Source organism: Corynebacterium gottingense, assembly GCF_007559235.1.
GTDB lineage: Bacteria > Actinomycetota > Actinomycetes > Mycobacteriales > Mycobacteriaceae > Corynebacterium > Corynebacterium gottingense.
Genome location: NZ_VMHH01000013.1, coordinates 1 through 20,557, shown reverse-complemented (window position 1 = coordinate 20,557; position 20,557 = coordinate 1). Strand labels below are relative to the sequence as shown.

Sequence of the window (20,557 nt, the reverse complement as noted above, 5' to 3'; positions counted from 1 at the left end):
CTCTGTGGGGTTCAGTCCTAGAAACTACCAACTCGGGCCTCCCCCGAGCTATTCCCGCCCGGCTACGCTGGTCGCCATGACGCTTTCATTGCACCAGATTTCCGTCTCAGAGTTGGACAACAACTGCTACCTCCTCGCTTCCCAGGGCAAGGGGCTGCTTATCGACGCCGCCGCCGACCCCGCCGCACTCCTCTCCCTCGCCAGCGACGCAGGCGTGGAGATCACCGACGTGCTCACCACGCACCGCCACCACGACCACGTCCGCGCGCTCAAGGAGGTCCTCGACGCGACCGGCGCGACGCACTGGGCACCGTTCCTGGACGCGCCCGCGCTGCCGGCGCCGGTGGACCGCGAGCTCAAGGACGGCGACACCCTCGAGTTCGACGGTCAGGAGTTCCCCGTCATGATCCTGCGCGGCCACACCCCCGGCGGCGCGGCGCTCGCGGCGGAGATCAACGGCGCGATGAACCTCTTCGTCGGCGACTCTCTCTTCCCCGGCGGCCTGGGCAAGACGGCCTCCGAGGGCGATTTTGTCCGCCTGTTCAACGAGGTGAAAACCAAGCTGTTCGACGCCTACGCGGACGACGCCATCGTCCGCCCCGGCCACGGGAAGCCGACGACCCTGGGCGAGGAACGACCCCACCTGGATGAGTGGTGGCAGCGTCGCTGGTAGCCGAGCGTTTTTCGCCGAGTCTCCCCCCGTAAGGCCGGAACACAAGTACAGTTGTGCCCAGAAGAGTCCCGCTGTGGGCTCCAGAATGAACCTGAATAAACCACGATCAAATGAGAAGGACTGGTTTGCAAGATGATTCGTAAGATCGCTCGCCCGATGTTGGCGTCCGTATACATCATTGACGGCGTTGAGACCGCGCTGAACCCGGCGTCGCACAAGGACGCTGCGGACTCCGCGCTGAAGAAGGTCCGCTCCGTACTGCCGCGTCAGTACCGCGGCTTCCTGCCGAAGGACCCGGAGACCGCTGCCCAGATCGTGGGTGGCGTCAAGGCCGGCGCCGGCAGCCTCTTCGCCATCGGCAAGATGCCGCGTACCTCCGCGTCCCTGCTCGCTCTCTCCACCGTCCCGTCCCTGATCGGACGCAACGCGTTCTGGGAGGCAGACGATGAGGACGACAAGGCCCGCCGCCGCACCGGCGCGCTGACCGATGTCGCACTCGCAGGCGGCGTCCTGCTGGCTACCGTCGACACGGCCGGCAAGCCGGGCCTCCAGTGGCGCGCGCAGAACGCCGCCAAGGTTGCGCGCAAGAACGTCCAGCAGGCGCTGCCCACTCAGTCCGAGACCGAGAAGACCATGGGCAAGGCCAGCGACTGGCTGTCCGACACCACCGACCAGGTCACCAGCCAGGTTTCCAGCTACGTCGATGACAATAAGGACGACTGGAAGAAGGCCGCGTCCCACGCCACCGAGGTAGCCGGCGACTGGTTCGAGGACGCAAAGAAGCAGACCTCGAAGTTCCTCGCGGAGACCTCCGACCGCGCGCAGGACGCGTACAAGGACTTCGACGCGGAAAAACTGATCGAGCAGGCTACTCCGTCCAAGCTCGAGAAGTTCCAGGCCAAGCGCAAGGTCCACGGCGTTGTCGGCGACCTGCAGGGCTCCATCGATGACCTTCGCCCGAGCCCCCTGGAGAAGCTCTCCGCAAAGCACAAGGTGAAGAAGAACCATGCGAAGCTGGAAAAGAAGGCGCAGGGTTCCGTCGATAAGCTGCAGGCTGCGTTCGACAAACTCGACGCCGACCCGTCTTGGATTCAGAAGCTGAAGTGGAAGCGCAAGGCGAAGAAGGCCGAGAAGCGCGCCAAGAAGTCGGTGAAGAAGCTGCAGAAGAAGCTGGGCTAATCCCCGCTTTCGCGCACCGCGGCCCCGCCAATCCGGAATATTCCGGGCGGCGGGGCCGTTTGTTGCTTACACGGCGCGGTTTGACCGCGGAGAATCGTGAGGAGGTACACGCGGGTGAGAAATCCCCAACACATTGCATCCGAGCAGGCTTACGTTGATGAGCTCTTCCGGCACCTGGATGCGGAAGTCACCGCAGCCCAGGAGAAGCTGGCCGCGGTGCAGCGCGACGTCGACCCGGACAACCCGGACTCGGACGCACTCGTGCGCCGCGAAACTGAGTACCACGGGCTCAACGCCAAGCTCGATGCACTCAACATCGCCGAGGTGGGCCTGGTCTTCGGCCGCATCGACGTGGCCGACACGGACGTCGAGAATCCGGTCCCGGGGCGTCCTGGGCTCGAGCGGCGGTACATCGGGCGCATGGGGATGGACGATCGCGCGGACAACTACCGCACCCTCCTGCTGGACTGGCGCGCGCCGCTGGCGCGGCCGTTCTACCTGGCAACCACGGCGCACCCCGAGGGCGTGGAACAGCGCCGCAACATCCGCATGCGCGGCCGCAAGGTGACGGCGGTGGATGACGAGGTCCTGTCTGGAGACAGCACCGACGCCGATCAGCCTGGCGCCGCGGAGCCAGCGACCGACGGCGGCAACGTCGGCTCCGAGGCCGCGCTGCGCCGCGCCATGAACACCGCGCGCACCGGCCACATGCAGTCCATCGTGGAGACGATCCAGCGCGAGCAAGACGAGATTATCCGCGACGCCACACGCGGCGTCATGGTCGTCCAGGGCGGCCCCGGCACCGGCAAGACCGCGGTCGCGCTGCACCGCGTGGCCTACTTGCTTTACACCTGGCGCGAGCAGCTTTCGCGCACCGGCGTGCTCATCATCGGCCCGAACCCGACGTTTCTGGAGTACATCTCCCGCGTCTTGCCCGAGTTGGGCGAAACCGGCGTGGTCCTGTCCACCATCGAGGACCTCGTCCCCGGGTTCACGCCGACGCATGACGCGGAGCCGCTGGCGGCGCGCGAGGTCAAGGGCTCGGAGGAGATGGTCACGGTACTCAAACGCGCCGTGCAGGCCTTTGAGACGGTGCCCGAGCGCCCCGTCACCTTGAAGATCGACTCCGTCGACATCGAGGCCACCCCGGCGATGGTGAAGGCGGCGCGCACCCGCGCCCGGCGTTCGCGCAAACCGCACAACCAGGCCCGCGAGTACTTTGCTGAGCACCTCACGCAGTCGCTCGCGGAGGCCCTGGCGGAGAAGATCGGCGCGGACCCGCTCGGCGGCCGCAACCTCCTCTCCGCCGCGGACGTGGACCAGCTGCACGACGACCTCGCCGACGACCCGCAGGTGATCGCGCTGGTGGACGAGCACTTCCCGGAGCTCGACCCCGCCGAGGTCCTCGACGTCACGCTCACGGACCGCACGCGCATCGCAGAGGTCGCCGGGGACTACGACGCCTACACCCAAGACGCGCTCTACCGCGCGCCGGGTTCGGGGTTCTTCGCGTCGGACACTGCGCTTATCGACGAACTGTCCGTCCTCATCGGCGTCGTCGCGCCCGAGGACCAGCGCGCGAAGGAGGACGCGCAGTGGCGCCAGCAGGTCGAGGAGGCCGCCGACGCCCTTGACGTGCTCGCGTCCTCCGAGTCCACGGACAACGACGACGACCAGTTCGAAGCGGAAATCCTTTCTGCTGCCGACGTCATCGACGCGGAGACTTTGGCGAGCCGACAGCGCGTCACCGACATCCGCTCCACCGCGCAGCGCGCGCGGGCGGATCACACCTGGGCCTACGGCCACGTGATCGTCGACGAAGCGCAGGAGCTCTCCCCCATGGAGTGGCGGATGGTGTTCCGCCGGTGCCCGTCAAGGTGGATGACGCTGGTGGGCGACCCCGCGCAGACGTCAGCGCCCGCCGGCACGGACGACTGGGCCGCGTCACTCGCGCCGTTCGTCGGCGAGCGGTTTGTCACCCACGAGCTCACGGTGAACTACCGCACCCCCGCGGAAATCATGGAGTACGCGGGCGACGTCCTGGCGCAGATCGACCCGGAGGCGCAGGCCTCTGTGGCAATCCGCCAGACCGGTGTTCCGGTGCGGCACCTGCCCGCCGGTACGGACCCCGAAGGCGTGCGCGGGCAGCTGCACCACGATGATGGCGCGGATCGAGGGGAACAACGCACCGTTGCCGTGATCGATGCCGCCAACGTGGCACAGATGAAGGGGTTGGAGTTCGACCACGTCATCGTGGTCGATCCGGACAAAATAGTAGAGGCCTCACCACAGGGGTGGCAAGACCTCTACGTTGCCGCTACGCGAGCGACTCAGAGCCTGACGGTGATCGGCTAAGCGCCACCGTCGGCGCCGTTACTTGACGGTGTGGACGATCATCACGTCGCAGTCGGACTGACGTGCAACGTCAGCCGGCACGGAGCCCAGCAGGCGGCCGGTGAGCGAGTTGATGCCGCGGTTGCCCACAACCAGCAGCTCAGCCTTGTTGTCGTTCACGATCGCCATGAGCGCCTCGACCGGGGTGCCCGGGCGGGTCGCGGTCTGCACGTCCTCGACGCCGAAGGAGCGAGCGTGCTCAGCGGCCTCCTCGAGGTTTTTCAGCGCCTGCTCGTCGCCCAGAATGGTCACCGAGTCCTGGCGCAATGCCTTGGAGGCGTCCTCTTGGGTGCGGTAGTACGCCGTGCCGATGACCAGCGTTGCCCCGAAGGCCGCTGCCATCCGTGCCGCCCGCTCCACTGCGAGGAGGGAGGACTTGGAGCCGTCGGAGCCGACGACGATGGTGTTGTAGTACTCAGCCATAGTGTCTGGGTGACCTTTCATCGAGTTTAGGAATCTGTGGACATGGTACTCCGGGTGCTCCGGGGAGGTTAGTTATGCCCCTCGGCCCTGGTATCTACCAGCATAACGTCCACCGGAGCCTTCTTTGCCACGCTCCCGGGGATGTTGCCAAATACCCGGCCAGCCAGCGAGCGCATCCCCTTATTGCCCACTACGAGCAGGTCGACCTCGTAATCCGCAACGGACTCAAGCAGCACGTTCGCCGGCTGCCCGGCCTTAGACACAACGTTGACCTTCGGAGCCTGCTCCTCCTCTGCGATCGTGCGGGCGCGGGTCAGGATCTCCTGGGCACCGGTCTCGGTCACGATGTCGATCTTGCTCAGCTCGGCGTTCGTGGAGTTCAGCATGGAACCGGACGCGGTGTAGTGCGCGCAGATGACGGTGAGCTGGGCGTCGTACACGCGGGCCAAGCTGGCTGCGGCGCGGACGGCCACCAGGGAGGTCGGCGAACCGTCGGTGCCCACGGCGATGGATGTGTAAGTGTGCATGATGGGTATTGCGCCCTTTCTCGTTCTAGTTTCCTGTGTCTTTCATACCACGGAGTTCCTTGCGCAGATCTGCAATCTCATCGCGGAGTCTGCCGGCGAGCTCAAACTTCAGCTCGCGGGCCGCGTCGCCCATCTGCTTCGTAAGGTCGTCGATAAGCTTCTGCACCTCGTCGGAGGCCATGGTGGTCACGTCCGGCTTCTCTGCCACTGCGGCGTCCGAGCTCAGGCTCGCCTGCTCCTCGGCATCGCCGTTCTCGTAGACCTGGTCGAGGATGTCGGCGATCTTCTTGCGCAGCGGCTGCGGGTCGATGCCGTGCTCCTTGTTGTAGGCCAGCTGCTTCTCGCGGCGGCGCTCGGTCTCATCGATCGCCTCCTGCATCGACTCGGTGATTGTGTCGGCGTACATGATGACCTCGCCGGAGACGTTTCGAGCTGCACGTCCGATGGTCTGAATGAGCGACTTCGTTGAGCGCAGGAATCCTTCCTTGTCCGCATCAAGAATCGCCACCAATGACACCTCTGGGAGGTCAAGGCCCTCGCGCAGGAGGTTGATGCCCACGAGCACGTCGAACTCGCCAAGCCGGAGCTGGCGCAGCAGCTCGACGCGCTGCAGCGTATCGATGTCGGAGTGCAGGTAGCGCACCTTAATGCCGTGGTCGAGCAGGTAGTCGGTGAGATCCTCGGCCATGCGCTTGGTCAGCGTGGTCACGAGCACGCGCTCCTGCTTGTCCACGCGCTGGCGCACCTCGTCGATGAGGTCGTCGATCTGCCCCTTCGTCGGTTTGACGGTCACCTTCGGGTCCACCAGACCGGTCGGGCGGATCACCTGCTCGACGTATTCGCCCTGCGCGGCCTCGAGCTCGTAGTCGCCCGGGGTCGCCGACATGTACACGGTCTGCCCCACGCGCGACTCGAACTCATCGAAGGTCAGGGGCCGATTATCGACAGCACTGGGCAGGCGGAACCCGAACTCCACGAGGTTTCGCTTGCGCGACATGTCGCCCTCAAACATGCCGCCGATCTGGGGCACGGTCACGTGGGACTCATCAATGATGGTGAGGAAGTCCTCCGGGAAGTAGTCAATGAGCGTGGCCGGCGCGGAGCCGGGGCCGCGGCCGTCCATGTGCCGCGAGTAGTTCTCAATACCGGAGCAGAACCCCACCTGCTGGATCATCTCCAGGTCGTACTCGGTGCGCATCCGCAGGCGCTGCGCCTCGAGGAGCTTGCCCTTGCTCTCCAGTTCCTCGAGCCGGTCGGCGAGCTCCTCCTTGATCGCCTGGATCGCCTTTTCCATGCGTTCCTCGGTGGCCACGTAGTGGGTGGCCGGGAAGATGCGCACCTCGTCCTCCTGGCTGAGTACGTCGCCCGTGAGCGGATGGATGTAGTAGAGCGAGTCGACCTCGTCGCCGAAGAACTCGACGCGCACGGCCACCTCCTCGTAGGCGGGGATGATGTCGACGGTGTCGCCCTTGACGCGGAAGGTGCCGCGCTTGAAGTCAATGTCGTTGCGCTCGTACTGGACGTCCACGAGCAGGCGCAAGAACCGGTCGCGCTCGACCTCCTCGTCCACGCGCAGCACGATCGAGCGGTCCAGGTAAGACTGCGGTGTGCCCAGGCCGTAGATGCAGGACACGGAGGAGACGACCACCACGTCGCGGCGGCTCAGCAGCGCGGAGGTTGCGGAGTGGCGCAGACGCTCCACGTCATCGTTGATGGACGAGTCCTTTTCAATGTAGGTATCGGTCTGCGCGATGTACGCCTCCGGCTGGTAGTAGTCGTAGTAGGAGACGAAATACTCGACGGCGTTGTTGGGCAGGAGCTGCCGCAGCTCGTTCGCCAGCTGCGCGGCCAGCGTCTTGTTCGGCGCCATCACCAGCGTGGGCCGCTGCTGCTGCTCAATCAGCCACGCCGCCGTCGCAGACTTACCCGTACCCGTCGCGCCCATGAGCACCACGTCTTCTTCGCCGCGGCGCAGCCGCTCGTCCAGTTCCGCGATTGCGGCAGGCTGATCGCCGGACGGTTCGAACTCGGAGACCACCTCAAACGGCTTTTCGCGCCGCTCAATCTCGCCGACGGGGCGGAACTCGGAGTGCGCAAGGACTGGGTGTTCTGCAGCGAAAGCCATGGCTGCCAGCATACTCGCCGCCCCCCAACTGCTCCGCTGCCGCCGTGCCAGAATGGGGCACATGCTTTCTACGTTGATCCCCCACGGTTTCCAGATCCGCGAGCACGTCATCCGCGTCCCCTGGGACCGCGCTGACGCGTCGCTAGGCACCCTCGAGCTTTTCGCGCGCGAGCTGTACACCGACCCGGAAGCGCCGCCCCTCGCCTACTTCCAGGGCGGCCCCGGCAACCCCGGCCCGCGCATGCTCATGGGTTGGATCCCCGAGGCACTCAAGCACTACCGCGTCTTCCTCATCGACGAGCGAGGCACCGGCCGCTCCACCAGGATCGACGCGACGCAGCGCACGCTTCTCGACGCCGCGCATCTCTCCCGCCTCCGCCCACCCGACATCGCTGCCGACGCCGAGGACCTGCGCCGCCACCTGGGCTTTAACACCTGGGACATCCTGGGCAACTCATTTGGCGGGATCTGTGTCGGCGCCTACCTCTCCTACTTTCCGGAGGGCATTGGGCGCGCGATGATGACTGGCGTGGTCCCGCCGTTCGGGACCACACCGGAGGAGTTCAACCGCCAATCGGTGACGCTCATGGCCCAACGCGTTGAGCGCTTCTACGCCGCGGTGCCGTGGGCCGAAGGGCGTGTCCGGGAGGTATGCGCGCACCTGGCGGACACCGAGGAGTTTCTGCCCACCGGCGAGCGGCTCACCCCGGAGCGCTTCCGCTTCGTGGGCGTGCGGCTCGGCGAGGAAACTGGCGCGGACACGCTTGCCATGCTGCTCGAAGCACCGTTCCACCGCGGCGCGCACAAGCGGCTGCGCACCGACTTCCTCGCTGCGGTGGGCGCGATGCTCAGCCTGGCGCCCAATCCCTTGTGGGCCGTAGTCCACGACCAGATATTTGCCGGCCTGACCCCGCGTCCCACGGACTGGCCCGGCGCCCGGACATACGAGGAGGCCGAAGGGTTCTCGGTCCACGCAGACCCACGGAGCGACGCCCCCTTCTACCTGCTGGGCAACGCCTTCTTCCCGTTTCACTTCGACCAAGACCCCGCGCTCCGCCCGTTCCGCGAGGTGGTCGAGGATATTGCGCAACGCACGGGTCAACGGCCCAGCGTGGACGCCGACGCGCTGCGCGCGAACGATACACCCGCCTCCGTCCTGCTCTACGAGGATGACCTTTTCGTCCCCTTTGACTACGCCAGCGCCCAGGCGGCGCAGATTCCCAACCTGTCCGTCACCACGCACCCGACGTACCAGCACGACGGCATCTACCTCCACGGCGACGAGATATTCCGCCAGGTGCACGCCGCGTTGCCCCCGGATAGGGCGTAATTGCGAGCGTTCCCCTGACTCTGCATCAGGGAGTTGCGACTCCTGCCAGCTATTTATACGGTCGTTGTTATGACTCCAGCCCACCCATATGACGCGGCGCGCGCCGCCATCGCCGCCTCCGGCTTGCGGCAGCGCGACGTCGCTCAGCACTTGGGTATTGACGCAAGCAAGCTGTCGAAGTCGCTCTCCGGGGTGCGGCGCTTCACCGCAACGGAGCTGGCCCTCCTGGCCGACCTCACCGGCGTCCCCGCCCGGGAGCTCGCCGTCCGCGGCGAGCCACGCCCACCGCGCCAGCACGACGCACGGCGCGACCAGGCGCGATCAAGCCGCCGGCACGCTATTGTCAGCGCCGCGTGGCCGCTGTTTGCGGCGCACGGGTACCAGCCAGTGACCGTGGCCGACATCGCCGCCGCCGCGGGCATGTCCGCCTCCGCCGTGCACTACTACTTCCCCACCAAGAACGAGATCTTCCTGGCTACCTTGGATGCCTGTTCGCTGCAGGGCATTGCGCGCCGGGCATCAGCGCACGCGGTCGCAGACCCGGTCGACCGACTCAACGCGCTCTTCGCCGTCCAACTCGACGGCTCGCCGGAGGCGCATCGCGAGTGGGCAACCTGGGCGCAGTTCTGGTCCTCCTCCGCCATGTTCACCGATGCGCACGACGCCACCGAGATTGCGTACTCGCGCTGGCAGCGGGAGCTCCTGCCTGTCGTGGAAGAGGGCATGGACAACGGCACCTTCCGGGCCGGGGACCCCCAGACCATGGTCACGGCGCTGACCGCGCTCATCGACGGCCTGGGGATCCGCATGCTCGCGGGCGACCTCAGCCCGGCCGACGTCCACGCGGTGGTCACCGGCAGCATCCGCGGCTGGATCACGCACAGCGATAGCGGCGGCGCAGGCCGCGAGCCAGCAGGCTCGCCTCCAGACGTAGCCCCCGCCCGAGATTCCCAAGCACACGAAAGCAAGGTGTGAACGACATGCTGCAATTGAGCCGCAGGCAGCTGCTGCAGGCCACGGTGATGGGAGGCGCGACACTCGCGCTCGCGTCCTGTTCCACCGCACCCGTCGAAAACATTGATACCTCCGGCCCGCCCAAGCAGGGCGGCACGCTGCGCATCGGACTCGTCGGCGGCTCGTCCACGGATACCGTGGACGCGCACGTGCCCACCAGTACGAGCGACGCCGCGCGCGTGATCAATTTGTACGACGCGCTGGCGCGCCGCGACGACGACTACAACCTGGAGTACCGCCTCGCGGAGGCGATCGAGCCGAACGCGGACGCCACCGAATGGACGATCACGCTGCGCGAGGGCGCACAGTTCTCCGACGGCCGACCCGTCCGGCCCGAGGACGTCATGTTCTCCTACGACCGCATCCGCGACCCGCAGGACCCGAAGTCTGGCGCGGCGTCGATCTCCCACATCGACAGCATGGAGGTGCTCGACAACCGGCGGCTGCTCATTCGGCTCGCGGTCGCGGACGCCGCGTTGGTCGATTCGCTCGCGGAGTACCAGATGGGCATCGTCCCCGAAGACTACGACCCGGAACACCCAATCGGCGCCGGCCCGTTCACGCTCGAGGACTTTACTGCGGGCCAGTCCACCACACTCGTGCGCAATGACAATTACTGGGCCGGACCCGCGCACCTGGACGCGGTGCGCATCATCGACTTCCAGGAGGAGGACGCCATGCTCAACGCGCTGCTGTCTTCCCAGGTGGATGCGATCGGCAGCCTCAACCACGCGCTCGCCCGCGTCATCGATGAAGACCCGCGCCTGAGCACGCTCATCTCTGAAACCGGCATGTGGCTGCCGCTGACCATGCGCGTCGACGTCGCTCCGTTCGATGACGTCCGCGTGCGCCAGGCGATGCGCCTCGCGGTGAACCGGCAGCAGATGGTCGACCAGGTCTACTCCGGCCAGGGCCAGCTGGGCAACGACATGTTCGCGCTCTACGACGAGGCCTACCCCCGCGACTTCCCGCAGCGAGAACAGGACGTGCAGAAGGCGAAGAATCTGCTCGCGGAGGCCGGCTACCCGGACGGCATCGAGGTGGACCTGGTCACCTCCGAGATCCAGTCTGGCGCCGTGCGCACCGCCCAGGTCTTCGCCGAGCAGGCCCGCGAGGCAGGCATCACCGTCAACATTCAGCAGGTGGATTCCTCCACGTTCTACGCGTCCGGAAACTACCTAGAGTACCCGCTCGCGCAGTCGTTCTGGTACACGCGCAACTTCCTTCAGCAGGTCAACCAGTGCGCCACGGCGGACTCCCCGTTCAACGAGACGCATTGGGTGCGCGAAGACTTCACCCAACGGGTGCATGAGGCGCGCGCGATCGTCGAAAAGCCCGAGCGCGAGGCACGCATCCGAGAACTACAGCAAGAGCTTTACGACGAAGGCGGCTACATCATCTGGGGCTTTGCCAATCAGGTCGACGCTTACCACAACTACGTGGTCGGGCTCACGCCGCACCCGAGCGGTGTGCCGCTGTCGCAAGCAATGTTCCACAAAATCTGGCTCGCGGAGGCATAACATCATGGGCAAATTCATTCTGCGCCGACTCGCGGTGAGCATCTTCATCCTCATCGCCGTGTCCATCATCATCTTCTGTGCCACGCTGCTGCTGCCGGGCTCCCCCGCCACGGCGATCCTCGGCCAGCAAGCCACGCCAGAGCGCATCGCCGCGCTGGAGGCCGAGATGAACCTGGACAAGCCCCCGCTGCAGCGCTACTTCATGTGGCTCGGCGGCATCTTCACCGGGGACCTGGGGACCTCGACGTCTACCGGCGGCCCGGTCACGGACTTGCTCGGCGAGCCGCTGGCCAACTCGCTCGTGCTCATGGTGCTCGCGGCCGTCGTGGCCATCCCAGTTGGTATCCTGGTTGGCATCTACGCCGCCTGGTGGCGCGGCACCAAGCGCGACCAGGCGATCACGTGGGTGACGCTGATCCTCGCCGCCATGCCGGAGTTTGTCATCGGTATCGCGCTGATCACGCTGTTTGCCACCTCCGTGTTCAAGGTGCTTCCGGCGGTCACGATGTCCCCTCCCGGCAGCCACGTCTGGGAGTTCCCGTCCCAGCTCATCCTGCCCACGATCACGCTCGCGCTGGTGGTCAGCCCGTACATCGCGCGCATGACCCGCGCGACGATGGTGGAGACGCTGGACTCCGGCTACGTCGAGATGGCGCGTCTGAAGGGTGTGCCCGAGCGGCGCGTCATCTTCCGTCACGCGCTGCCACACGCGGTCGGGCCGATCGCGCAGGTGGTGGCCATCCAGCTTGCGTGGCTCGCCGGCGGCATCGTCGTCGTAGAGTACCTGTTCCGCTACCCCGGCTTGGGCGTCGCGCTCATTGACGCCGTGAATTACCGCGACGTCCAAGTCGTGCAAGCCGTGTCCCTCCTGATCGCCGCCGTCTACGTCGTGGTGAACCTCATCGCGGACATCGTCAGCATTACGGCCAACCCGAAACTGAGGAGCTAGCAATGACCACACCGAATACCACCGGTGCCCACAGCACCGCAGGCAACGAGCCCGCTGACGAGTTCGAGACGCTCAAGGAATCCGCGTCCAAGCCCGCGCCGGTGCTCGCCCGCATCTGGGCAATCCCCGAGGGCAAGGTCGGGCTCGTCCTCACCTCCCTCATCGTCGTGTGCACCGTCATCGGCTACCTCTTCGCGGAGCAGCTCACCGGCTACTCCACCACCGAGTTCCTCGGGCTGCCGTTCACCGGCGAGGGCGCATTCGGCACCGACAACCTCGGCCGTTCGGTCTTCTCCCGGTTCATCGCCGGCGGCTTGGTCCTGCTAGTCACCGCGTTTTTGGCCACCGCGCTCGGCATGCTCGTCGGCACGCTCATCGGCATGGTCGCCGGCTACGCGGGCGGTTGGGTCGACGCGGTCCTCATGCGCATCAACGACGTCGTGCTCGCCTTCCCGCAGCTCATCTTCGCCATGCTGGCGATCGTCATCTTCGGACCCTCCGCCACCGTCCTCGTGCTGGTGATCGGGCTCACCCACGCGCCACGCATCGCCCGCGTCGCCCGCGCGTCCACAATGTCGGTGACCAACGAGGACTACATCCGCGCCGCCCAGATGTACTCCATGCCTCACTGGCGCATCCTTCTCCGCGAGATCCTGCCCAACATCACCGGCCCCCTCGCCGTCGAAGCCGGCCTGCGACTCACCTACTCCATCGGCTCCATCGCCTCGCTGTCCTTCCTCGGTCTAGGCATCCAACCGCCCGCCGCGGACTGGGGCTTGATGATCAACGAGAACCGCATCGCACTCTCGCTCCAGCCCTGGGGCGTCATCTTGCCGGTCGCGGCCATCGCGCTGCTCACCATCGGCACCAACATGCTTGCCGACGCCACCGCGCGCGCCACCGCGTCCACCGCCATGCCCGCACGCCCCACGCCCGAGCAGCTCGACGCCGCGCGGAGGCCGAAGAACGAGCCCATCCGCCACGACGCACCTACCGCCACCGAGTCCGAGGAGGCCCAACGATGACCACCGCGATCACCACCCCCGCCGACGCCGCCGGCACCGTACTGAGCGTCCGCGACCTGCGCATCCGCGCCAACGACGGCACCGAGATCTTGCACGGCATTGACTTTGAGCTCCATCGCGGCGAGATTGTCGGCCTGGTCGGCGAATCCGGCTCCGGCAAGACCACGGCGGGTCTCGCCGCGCTCGGCCACTGCCGCGAGGGCCTTTCGCTTACCGACGGCACCGTCACCCTCCACACCCGCAACGGCGACACCGTCGACGTCCTCGGGCTCGGCGAGGACGACTTGCGCCAGCTGCGCGGAGCCCGAGTCGCCTACGTGCCCCAAGACCCCGCGTTGAGCCTCAACCCCACCATGCGGATCGGCGAGCAGATCTCCGAGGTGCTGGACCAGCACAACTACGACGGGGACGCCGCCGCGCGCGTCCGCGAAGTCATGCGGGACGTCGACCTGCCCGACGACGACGCGTACCTCGCGCGCTGGCCCCACCAGCTCTCCGGCGGCCAGCAGCAGCGCGTCGGCATCGCGATGGCGTTCGCGATGCACCCCGACGTGCTCGTCCTCGACGAGCCCACCACCGGCCTCGACGTCTCAACCCAGGCGCACGTGTTGGAAACGATCCGCAAGATGACCGTCCGCCACGCCGTCGCCTCGCTCTACATCACGCACGACCTCGCCGTCGTCGCGGAGCTGGTTGACCGCGTCATCGTCATGCTTCGCGGCGACATCGTGGAGGAAGGCCCCGTCCAATCGGTCCTGTACTCCCCGCAGCACCGCTACACCCAGCGGCTGCTCGCCTCCATCCCGGACCTCGCGGGGAAGAAGAACCTCGCCGGGCGCGAGGCGGGCGGCGCGGGCAAGGGTGGCGCGGGGGCGTCGATAAGCAAGGGCCCGGCCCCGCTCCTGCAGGTCCGCAACCTGGAGATGTCCTACGGCGACAACAAGGTGCTCCACGGCATCGACCTCGAGCTCAACGAGGGCGACTCGATCCTGCTGCTTGGCGAGTCCGGGTCGGGCAAAACCACCCTCGCGCGCTCCATCGCGGGGCTGAATCCCGGGTACACCGGCACGGTCGCGCTCGGTGGCGAGGAACTCGCGCACGGTAGCCGCCAGCGCACACTGGACCAGCGCCAGGCGGTGCAGTACATCTTCCAGTCCCCGTTCTCCTCGTTGAACCCGCGGCGCACGATCGGCGAGTCGCTGAGCGTGCCGATGCAGCTGTCGAAGCGCCTGCCCAAGCGCGAGCAGCGCGACGTGGTGTACGAGGTACTCGAGGCCGTGCAGCTCGACCCCAGCTTCTACGACCGCCGGCCCGGCGACCTCTCCGGCGGCGAGCGCCAGCGCGCGGCGATCGGCCGCGCCCTGGTCAACGCCCCGTCCGTGCTCGTGTGCGACGAGGTGACCTCCGCACTCGACGTTTCCGTGCAGGCCTCCATCCTGCGCCTGCTGGCCAAGCTGCGCCGCGAGCGGGGCCTGTCCATGCTCTTTGTCACCCACAACATCGCGCTTGCCCGCCACGTGGCCACGCGGATCGCGGTGCTGAACAAGGGCGTGATCGTGGATGCCGGCACCGTCGACGAGGTCCTGGAGAACCCGCAGCACGACTACACCAAGCACCTGCTCGCGGACGTCCCCTCGCTGTAGCGGCCCGCTAGGCTGGTGGATGATCTGACCCCAGCCTAGGAAGTGAGCCGCCGTGCACTCCTTGCCAGTCCACCCCGCCACCGTCGACCTCAAGCCGCTGCCCCTGCCGCCGCTCGGGCAGACACTCGGGGCATACCGCACCGCACTCTCCGCGGTACTCAGCGAGGAGGATCTCGCCCACGCCACTCGCGTCATCGAGGATTTCGCGCAGGGCGATGGGCCGCTTCTCGACGCCACCCTGCGCGACCGTGCCGCCGCCCGCGAGAAGGAAGGCACGAACTGGCTGCACGACGAGTGGTACGAGGGGTACCTGGAAAACCGGGAGCCACTGCAGCTGAGCACGAACGTCGGGTTCCAGCTCGCGCCCTTCGGCGACGGCACAGGCACGAGCCGGGTTGCCAGCGCCGTGCAACGCATCGCCACTGTGCACCTGCAGGCCGCGGCGCAACAGGTTCCCGAAGACGTTGACGCGCGCGACAACCGCATCACCATGAACCAGTGGTTTGTCTACAACGGCGGCGTCCGCCACCCGAACGTCGACGTGGACGACGTCAATGTATGCGATCGCGACGTCGCGGATCGGGAAATCGGCGTGTTCGTGCGCGGTCGCCTCTTCGCCCTGCCAATCAGCGACTCTGACGGCAACGTCGCGCCGCTTGACCAACTCTCCGCGGCGTTCGACGAGCTGCTGTCCACCGATGAGGCCGCCGACTTCAACGCAGACTTCAACGCTGCGTCGCTGATCGGGTCCGGCCCGCTTGGCGACGCCCTCTCGGGCCTCTTCACGCAGAACCCCGGCACCTACGCGCGCCTCCGCGACCTGTTGTTCACCGTGGACCTCGTGGAGGCCGCGGGCCGCAGCGACGCCGCGCTCCTGGCGGACCTAACGTTCCGCCCGCGCGGCGCTTGGACCTACAAACCACTGAGCTACCAGTTCGGGGTGGACAGCCCGTGGACCGCAGTCCACGTCGAGCACAGCTGCCAGGACGGGGCGACACTGGTCACGGCGCTTACGCGGATGCACGACGTCGACGTCACCGAGTCCGCGTCGATGACCGCGCGTGCCCCGCAGGAGCTGCGCTGGGAGTTAGACAGCAACATCTCGGACATTGCGCGCGAGGTGCGCTCGTACACCAACATCACCGGTGACGACGCGCAACCGTACACCGCCGAGATCGTCCCCGTAGACATCAACCAACCGGACGACCTACCGTTGAAGTTCAGCCGCGACGCGAGCGCACAGCTCATCCTGTCCATCGCGCAGCAGCTCACCTACGGCCGCGTGCGTGCGGTGTACGAGGCCGTTGACATGCGCGAGTTCCGCGCCGGCCGCACCGAGTGCCTGCGTGCGGCGACCCCCGAGGCCGTCGCCTTCGCCCGCCACCTGGTGGACGGCGATGCCACCCAGGAGCAGCTCGTGGCCGCTGTCGACGCCCACCGCGCGTGGGTGAAGCGTGGCAAGTCCGGTAACGGGTTTGACCGCCACATTCAGATGCTCGAGCGCCTCGACGAACGGTTGCCCCCGGCGGAGTTCTTCACCGACGAGACCACCATCGCGGCGCGCCAGGACTTCCTCTCAACCACCTCGATCGGCGGCGCGGACCAGATCGTGCGGTACGCCTTCGCGCCGACGCTGCCCGAGGGCTTCGGCGTGGCCTACACGCCGCTGCCGAAGGCCACCGAGTACTGCGTGTCCTTCAACGCGGACACCGCGGAACGGCCCGAGAAGTTACTGCGTAACCTCGCGCGCGCGGCCGAGCTGCTCTGGGAGTTCTGCGCGGACCTCTAGCGGGGCCGCTCGCCGGCTAGGCGCCGGCGAAACCCGTAAACCCCGTGGCGCGGCGCGTCGCCGCCAGCCACTGCTCGAGCTCGCCGGCGTCGAGCCATTGCTCGTACAAGTCGGAGTCGGGCGAGGACATCAGCTCACGGACCTGGTGCTCCAGCCAGCATCGGTCGCGGAACGAAAATTCAAACGCCAGAGCCTCGTGGAACTCTTCGGAGGGCAGGTTGCCGTTCATCACGGCAACGAGGGCGACGACGACCTCGGCCTGGCCCGAATCAAGGGGCAGCTCGCGGCAGGCGAAGCGGAACTTATCCATGCGGAACGTGCCATTGGCAAGCTGACGCACGGCGTCGCGCGCGTGGTCATTATCAAACGGCCCATAGTTCCACGTTCCCATGGCCAGTTAGCTTAAGACCGGCTGGTTGCAGGTTGCTTTCCGTAAAGCGAACAATACTTAAACGTCAAGCAATATGTTGGTAATCCGGTTTGCCAACGTGTCTACCTGCTGTGCAAGTTTGTCCTCCGTGCCGTTATTATCCAGCACCACGTCTGCCGCTGCGCGGCGCTCGACGTCCGGGATTTGCCGCGCGATGCGGTTGCGCGCGTCGGCCTCGTCCAGCCCGCGGTGCGCCACCAGGCGCCGCACGCGTTCCTCCGGATTCACGTCGACCACGACGGTCATGTCCATGTCCTGGTCCATGCCGAGCTCCACGAGCAGCGGCATGTCGTATACCGCTGCCCGCTCCCCAGCGGCCTCCAGCGCGGCGAACCTGCGGGCGGATTCCGCGCGGATCGCTGGGTGGGTAATGGCGTTGAGTCGCTGCGTCGCCTCCTCCGAGGCGAATGCGCGGCGGGCCAGTTCCGCCCGGTCCAGCGCGCCGTCCGGTCCCAGCAGGTCGGCGCCGAACTCCTCCGCCACTGCGGCGAGGACGGGCGAGCCGGGTTCCATGTTGTCGCGGGCCACCTGGTCGGCGTCAACGACGGGAAAGCCACGCTGGCGCATAAGCGCCGCGACCGTGGACTTGCCGCTGCCGATGCCGCCGGTCAATCCGATCATGTACATGGGCACCGATGATAGAGCAAAGCGGCCCGCGCCCCGTCGATAAGCGACTGGGTGCGGGCCGCCGTGCGACCTCACATGGAGGATTTAGTTGCCGGTGAGCTTGTCGCGCAGTGCGGCGAGCTGCTCATCCGAAGCCAGGGAGCCCATGGACGACTCTGCCGGCTCCGCTGCCGGAGCTGCAGCGTTGGAGTCGGAAGAGTAGTTTGCCTGGTCTGCTGCCTGGTCGGCGGCCTCTGCGGCTGCGGCGCGGTGACGCTCCACCTGACCGGCGTGCGCCTGGTGGCGACGCTCTGCCTCGGCGTAGCGTGCCTCCCACTCCTGGCGAGCCTCGTCGTAGCCTTCCATCCACTCGTTGGTCTCCGGGTCGAAGCCCTCCGGGAAGATGTAGTTGCCCTGCTCGTCGTAGGAGTCGGCCATGCCGTAGCGGGACGGATCGAACTCCTCGGTGAAGTCCTCGTCAGCCTGCTTGAGGGACAGGGAGATGCGGCGACGGTCCAGGTCGATGTCGATGACCTTGACCATGACCTCTTCGCCCACGTTGACAACCTGGTCCGGCACCTCGACGTGGCGCTGAGCCAGCTCGGAGATGTGGACGAGGCCCTCGATGCCCTCGTCGACGCGGACGAACGCACCGAACGGGACGAGCTTGGTGACCTTGCCCGGGACGATCTGGCCCACGGCGTGGGTGCGTGCGAACACGCGCCACGGATCCTCCTGGGTTGCCTTCAGCGACAGGGACACGCGCTCGCGGTCCAGGTCCACGTCGAGCACCTCGACGGTGACCTCGTCGCCCACGGTGACAACCTCGGACGGGTGGTCGATGTGCTTCCAGGACAGCTCGGACACGTGGACCAGGCCGTCGACGCCGCCGAGATCGACGAAGGCGCCGAAGTTGACGATGGAGGACACAACGCCCTTGCGGACCTGGCCCTTCTGCAGCTGGTGCAGGAAGTCGGAGCGGACCGCGGACTGGGTCTCCTCCAGGTAGGCGCGGCGGGACAGCACGACGTTGTTGCGGTGCTTGTCCAGCTCGATGATCTTCGCCTCGAGCTCCTGGCCGATGTACGGCTCCAGGTCGCGGACGCGACGCATCTCAACCAGCGATGCCGGCAGGAAGCCGCGCAGGCCGATGTCCAGGATGAGGCCGCCCTTGACAACCTCGATGACCGTACCGGTAACCGGCTGGTCGTTGTTCTGCAGCTCCTCGATGGTGCCCCAAGCACGCTCGTACTGAGCGCGCTTCTTGGACAGAATCAGGCGACCTTCCTTGTCCTCCTTGGTCAGGACAAGCGCGTCGATCTCGTCGCCGACCTCGACAACCTCGTCCGGGTCGACGTCGTGCTTGATGGACAGCTCGCGCGTCGGGATGACGCCCTCGGTCTTGTAGCCGATGTCAAGGAGGACCTCGTCGTGGTCAACCTTGACAACCTTGCCGCTGACGATGTCACCGTCGTTGAAGTACTTGATGGTGGCGTCGACTGCAGCGAGAAATTCCTCAGGGCCACCGATGTCATTGATAGCAACCTGGGGTGCGTTAGTAGTGCGCATAAGTATATGTGCTCCGAAATGAATAGGAGATCGAAATTGGACAGGGGCGCATCTCTCCACCCAGTTCACCATCCATTGGGGGCTTGACGTGGGAAAGATCTCGCGCGAGGATCGACCCAGGCCCTCCTATTACGGCCGGTGTCGCCCCGATACGTCGATGCGCCCCTGCAAGGGTAGTCCGTTTCACCTGCTTAAGCAAATAATATCCGTCATGCACAATTCCGATCATTCGCTTATCGACGCCACCGTCACCCCCTCCGCGGCAAACCGCCAATTCTGGGACGATGACGCGGCACGCTACCACGCCGATCACGCGGCGTACCTGTCAAGTTTCTACTGGTGCCCGGAGATGCTCCACGAGTCGGAGGCACGCCTCCTCGGCGACCTCACCGGGCGCAGCGTGCTGGAGATCGGGTGCGGCTCCGCCCCGTGCAGCGCGTGGCTCGCACACACTGCGCAGGACGCCGAACTGGTCACGGGATTCGACATTTCCGCGGGCATGTTGCACCGCGCGCCCACCGGACTCCCCCTCGCGCAAGCGGACGTGCTCGCGTTGCCGTACCGCGACGCCGCCTTCGACGTCGCATTTTCCGTCTTCGGCGCGCTGCCTTTCGTCGCCGACCTCGGCGTGGCCCTCTCCGAGATCCGCCGCGTCCTGCGCCCCGGCGCCCGCTTCGTCTTCAGCGTCACGCACCCCATGCGCTGGGTCTTCCCCGACGACCCCGCCTCCACCACCGCTGAGATCAGCTACTTCGACCGCGCCTACGAGGAGCGCGACGCCGAGGGCCTACTGACCTACGCGGAATACCACCGCACGTTCGGCGACTGGGTCCGCGCCCTCCGTGCAGCGGGGCTGTCGCTTCTTGACGTCACCGAGCCAACCTGGCCACCCACCCTCACAGAAACCTGGGGGCAGTGGTCACCGGAGCGCGGCGCGCTCTTCCCGGGCACAGCCATCTTCACTACCCAAGCGGTCTAAGCTTCACTTCCCGCACTCTCAGCTTCCCCCGAGCCCGACACCCCCATATAGGGGCACTTTCACCGCTCTTTGAAGTGAGATGACCATTTGCCGCCCTTCCGGGAAAATCGACCCATACACAGCCAACTTGCAGGTCAAGATATTTCCACATCGTGAGACTCGTCATAAAATATAAATGCTTCTTCATGCCTGAGTTTCACGTAAGGCGAACCCGGCAATTCGCTCACAACATGTTAAACTCGCTCTTGGTTTTCGAAGCTCGCCCCTCTGGTAAGGGAAGACCACTGAGGCGGGAGAAACATCGAAAACCCTTCCCCGCTCACAGGGGGTTTAAGTGAAAAGGGAAGCACAGCGTGGTGGAGGGGGTTCGCCACGCGATCGG

The 20,557-nt window shown here is 66.3% G+C and carries 17 protein-coding genes; 11 read left to right on the top strand and 6 right to left on the bottom strand.

Annotated features, from left to right (window positions below; translation table 11 throughout):
- The first annotated feature begins 76 nt into the window (after window positions 1-76).
- The 3 genes from FPH17_RS10935 to FPH17_RS10925 all read left to right on the top strand — a co-directional run bounded on the left by FPH17_RS10935 (window position 77) and on the right by FPH17_RS10925 (window position 4,207).
- Window positions 77-673 carry an MBL fold metallo-hydrolase gene (locus tag FPH17_RS10935; RefSeq protein WP_154880548.1) on the top strand — a complete coding sequence of 199 codons (597 nt, stop codon included), beginning with the start codon at window positions 77-79 and terminating at the stop codon, window positions 671-673.
- Between the two features lie 132 nt (window positions 674-805).
- A complete protein-coding gene (locus tag FPH17_RS10930) occupies window positions 806-1,852 on the top strand; it encodes a DoxX family protein (protein ID WP_154880546.1) in 1,047 nt (348 codons plus the stop codon).
- A gap of 114 nt (window positions 1,853-1,966) precedes the next feature.
- Window positions 1,967-4,207, top strand: a complete 2,241-nt coding sequence (locus FPH17_RS10925) for a HelD family protein (protein WP_244288108.1) — start codon at window positions 1,967-1,969, stop codon at window positions 4,205-4,207.
- A gap of 18 nt (window positions 4,208-4,225) precedes the next feature.
- On the opposite strand, the gene FPH17_RS10920 is transcribed toward FPH17_RS10925, so the two are convergent.
- From FPH17_RS10920 to uvrB, 3 genes are all read right to left on the bottom strand, one after another.
- Window positions 4,226-4,669 carry a universal stress protein gene (locus FPH17_RS10920; protein ID WP_095278832.1) on the bottom strand — a complete coding sequence of 148 codons (444 nt, stop codon included), beginning with the start codon at window positions 4,667-4,669 and terminating at the stop codon, window positions 4,226-4,228.
- Window positions 4,670-4,737: 68 nt separating this feature from the next.
- Window positions 4,738-5,196: a universal stress protein gene (locus tag FPH17_RS10915; protein WP_154880542.1), complete on the bottom strand. Its 459-nt coding sequence runs from the start codon at window positions 5,194-5,196 to the stop codon at window positions 4,738-4,740.
- 25 nt (window positions 5,197-5,221) lie between these two features.
- The gene (uvrB, locus tag FPH17_RS10910; RefSeq protein ID WP_154880540.1) at window positions 5,222-7,321 is read right to left on the bottom strand and encodes an excinuclease ABC subunit UvrB; all 2,100 of its coding nucleotides are present in this window, start codon (window positions 7,319-7,321) and stop codon (window positions 5,222-5,224) included.
- A gap of 61 nt (window positions 7,322-7,382) precedes the next feature.
- On the opposite strand from uvrB, the gene FPH17_RS10905 reads away from it, so the two are divergent.
- From FPH17_RS10905 to FPH17_RS10875, 7 genes are all read left to right on the top strand, one after another.
- A complete protein-coding gene (locus tag FPH17_RS10905; protein WP_167496824.1) occupies window positions 7,383-8,651 on the top strand; it encodes an alpha/beta fold hydrolase in 1,269 nt (422 codons plus the stop codon).
- A gap of 69 nt (window positions 8,652-8,720) precedes the next feature.
- Entirely contained in the window at window positions 8,721-9,626 is a 906-nt protein-coding gene (locus tag FPH17_RS10900; RefSeq protein ID WP_154880536.1) for a TetR family transcriptional regulator C-terminal domain-containing protein, read from the top strand.
- Between the two features lie 5 nt (window positions 9,627-9,631).
- On the top strand, window positions 9,632-11,185 hold the full coding sequence (locus FPH17_RS10895) for an ABC transporter substrate-binding protein (RefSeq protein ID WP_154880534.1): 1,554 nt from the start codon (window positions 9,632-9,634) through the stop codon (window positions 11,183-11,185).
- 4 nt (window positions 11,186-11,189) lie between these two features.
- Window positions 11,190-12,134: an ABC transporter permease gene (locus tag FPH17_RS10890; RefSeq protein WP_095554693.1), complete on the top strand. Its 945-nt coding sequence runs from the start codon at window positions 11,190-11,192 to the stop codon at window positions 12,132-12,134.
- A gap of 2 nt (window positions 12,135-12,136) precedes the next feature.
- A complete protein-coding gene (locus FPH17_RS10885) occupies window positions 12,137-13,159 on the top strand; it encodes an ABC transporter permease (RefSeq protein ID WP_154880532.1) in 1,023 nt (340 codons plus the stop codon).
- Window positions 13,156-14,802, top strand: a complete 1,647-nt coding sequence (locus tag FPH17_RS10880) for an ABC transporter ATP-binding protein (protein ID WP_154880530.1) — start codon at window positions 13,156-13,158, stop codon at window positions 14,800-14,802. The genes FPH17_RS10885 and FPH17_RS10880 overlap by 4 nt, the downstream gene beginning before the upstream one ends.
- A gap of 52 nt (window positions 14,803-14,854) precedes the next feature.
- Window positions 14,855-16,591, top strand: coding sequence for a choline/carnitine O-acyltransferase (locus tag FPH17_RS10875; protein ID WP_154880528.1), 1,737 nt, complete (start codon window positions 14,855-14,857; stop codon window positions 16,589-16,591).
- A gap of 16 nt (window positions 16,592-16,607) precedes the next feature.
- Here the strand turns inward: FPH17_RS10875 and FPH17_RS10870 are convergent, their stop codons facing one another.
- From FPH17_RS10870 to rpsA, 3 genes are all read right to left on the bottom strand, one after another.
- Window positions 16,608-16,982, bottom strand: coding sequence for a DUF4259 domain-containing protein (locus FPH17_RS10870; RefSeq protein ID WP_154880527.1), 375 nt, complete (start codon window positions 16,980-16,982; stop codon window positions 16,608-16,610).
- Window positions 16,983-17,039: 57 nt separating this feature from the next.
- Window positions 17,040-17,648 carry a dephospho-CoA kinase gene (coaE, locus tag FPH17_RS10865; RefSeq protein ID WP_095554360.1) on the bottom strand — a complete coding sequence of 203 codons (609 nt, stop codon included), beginning with the start codon at window positions 17,646-17,648 and terminating at the stop codon, window positions 17,040-17,042.
- 84 nt (window positions 17,649-17,732) lie between these two features.
- Window positions 17,733-19,196 (bottom strand): 30S ribosomal protein S1, encoded by a 1,464-nt coding sequence (gene rpsA / locus FPH17_RS10860; protein ID WP_095278821.1) that lies wholly within the window; start codon window positions 19,194-19,196, stop codon window positions 17,733-17,735.
- Between the two features lie 211 nt (window positions 19,197-19,407).
- Here rpsA and FPH17_RS10855 point away from each other — a divergent pair, with 211 nt between their 5' ends.
- The gene (locus FPH17_RS10855; protein ID WP_154880525.1) at window positions 19,408-20,175 is read left to right on the top strand and encodes a class I SAM-dependent DNA methyltransferase; all 768 of its coding nucleotides are present in this window, start codon (window positions 19,408-19,410) and stop codon (window positions 20,173-20,175) included.
- Window positions 20,176-20,557 lie beyond the last annotated feature (382 nt).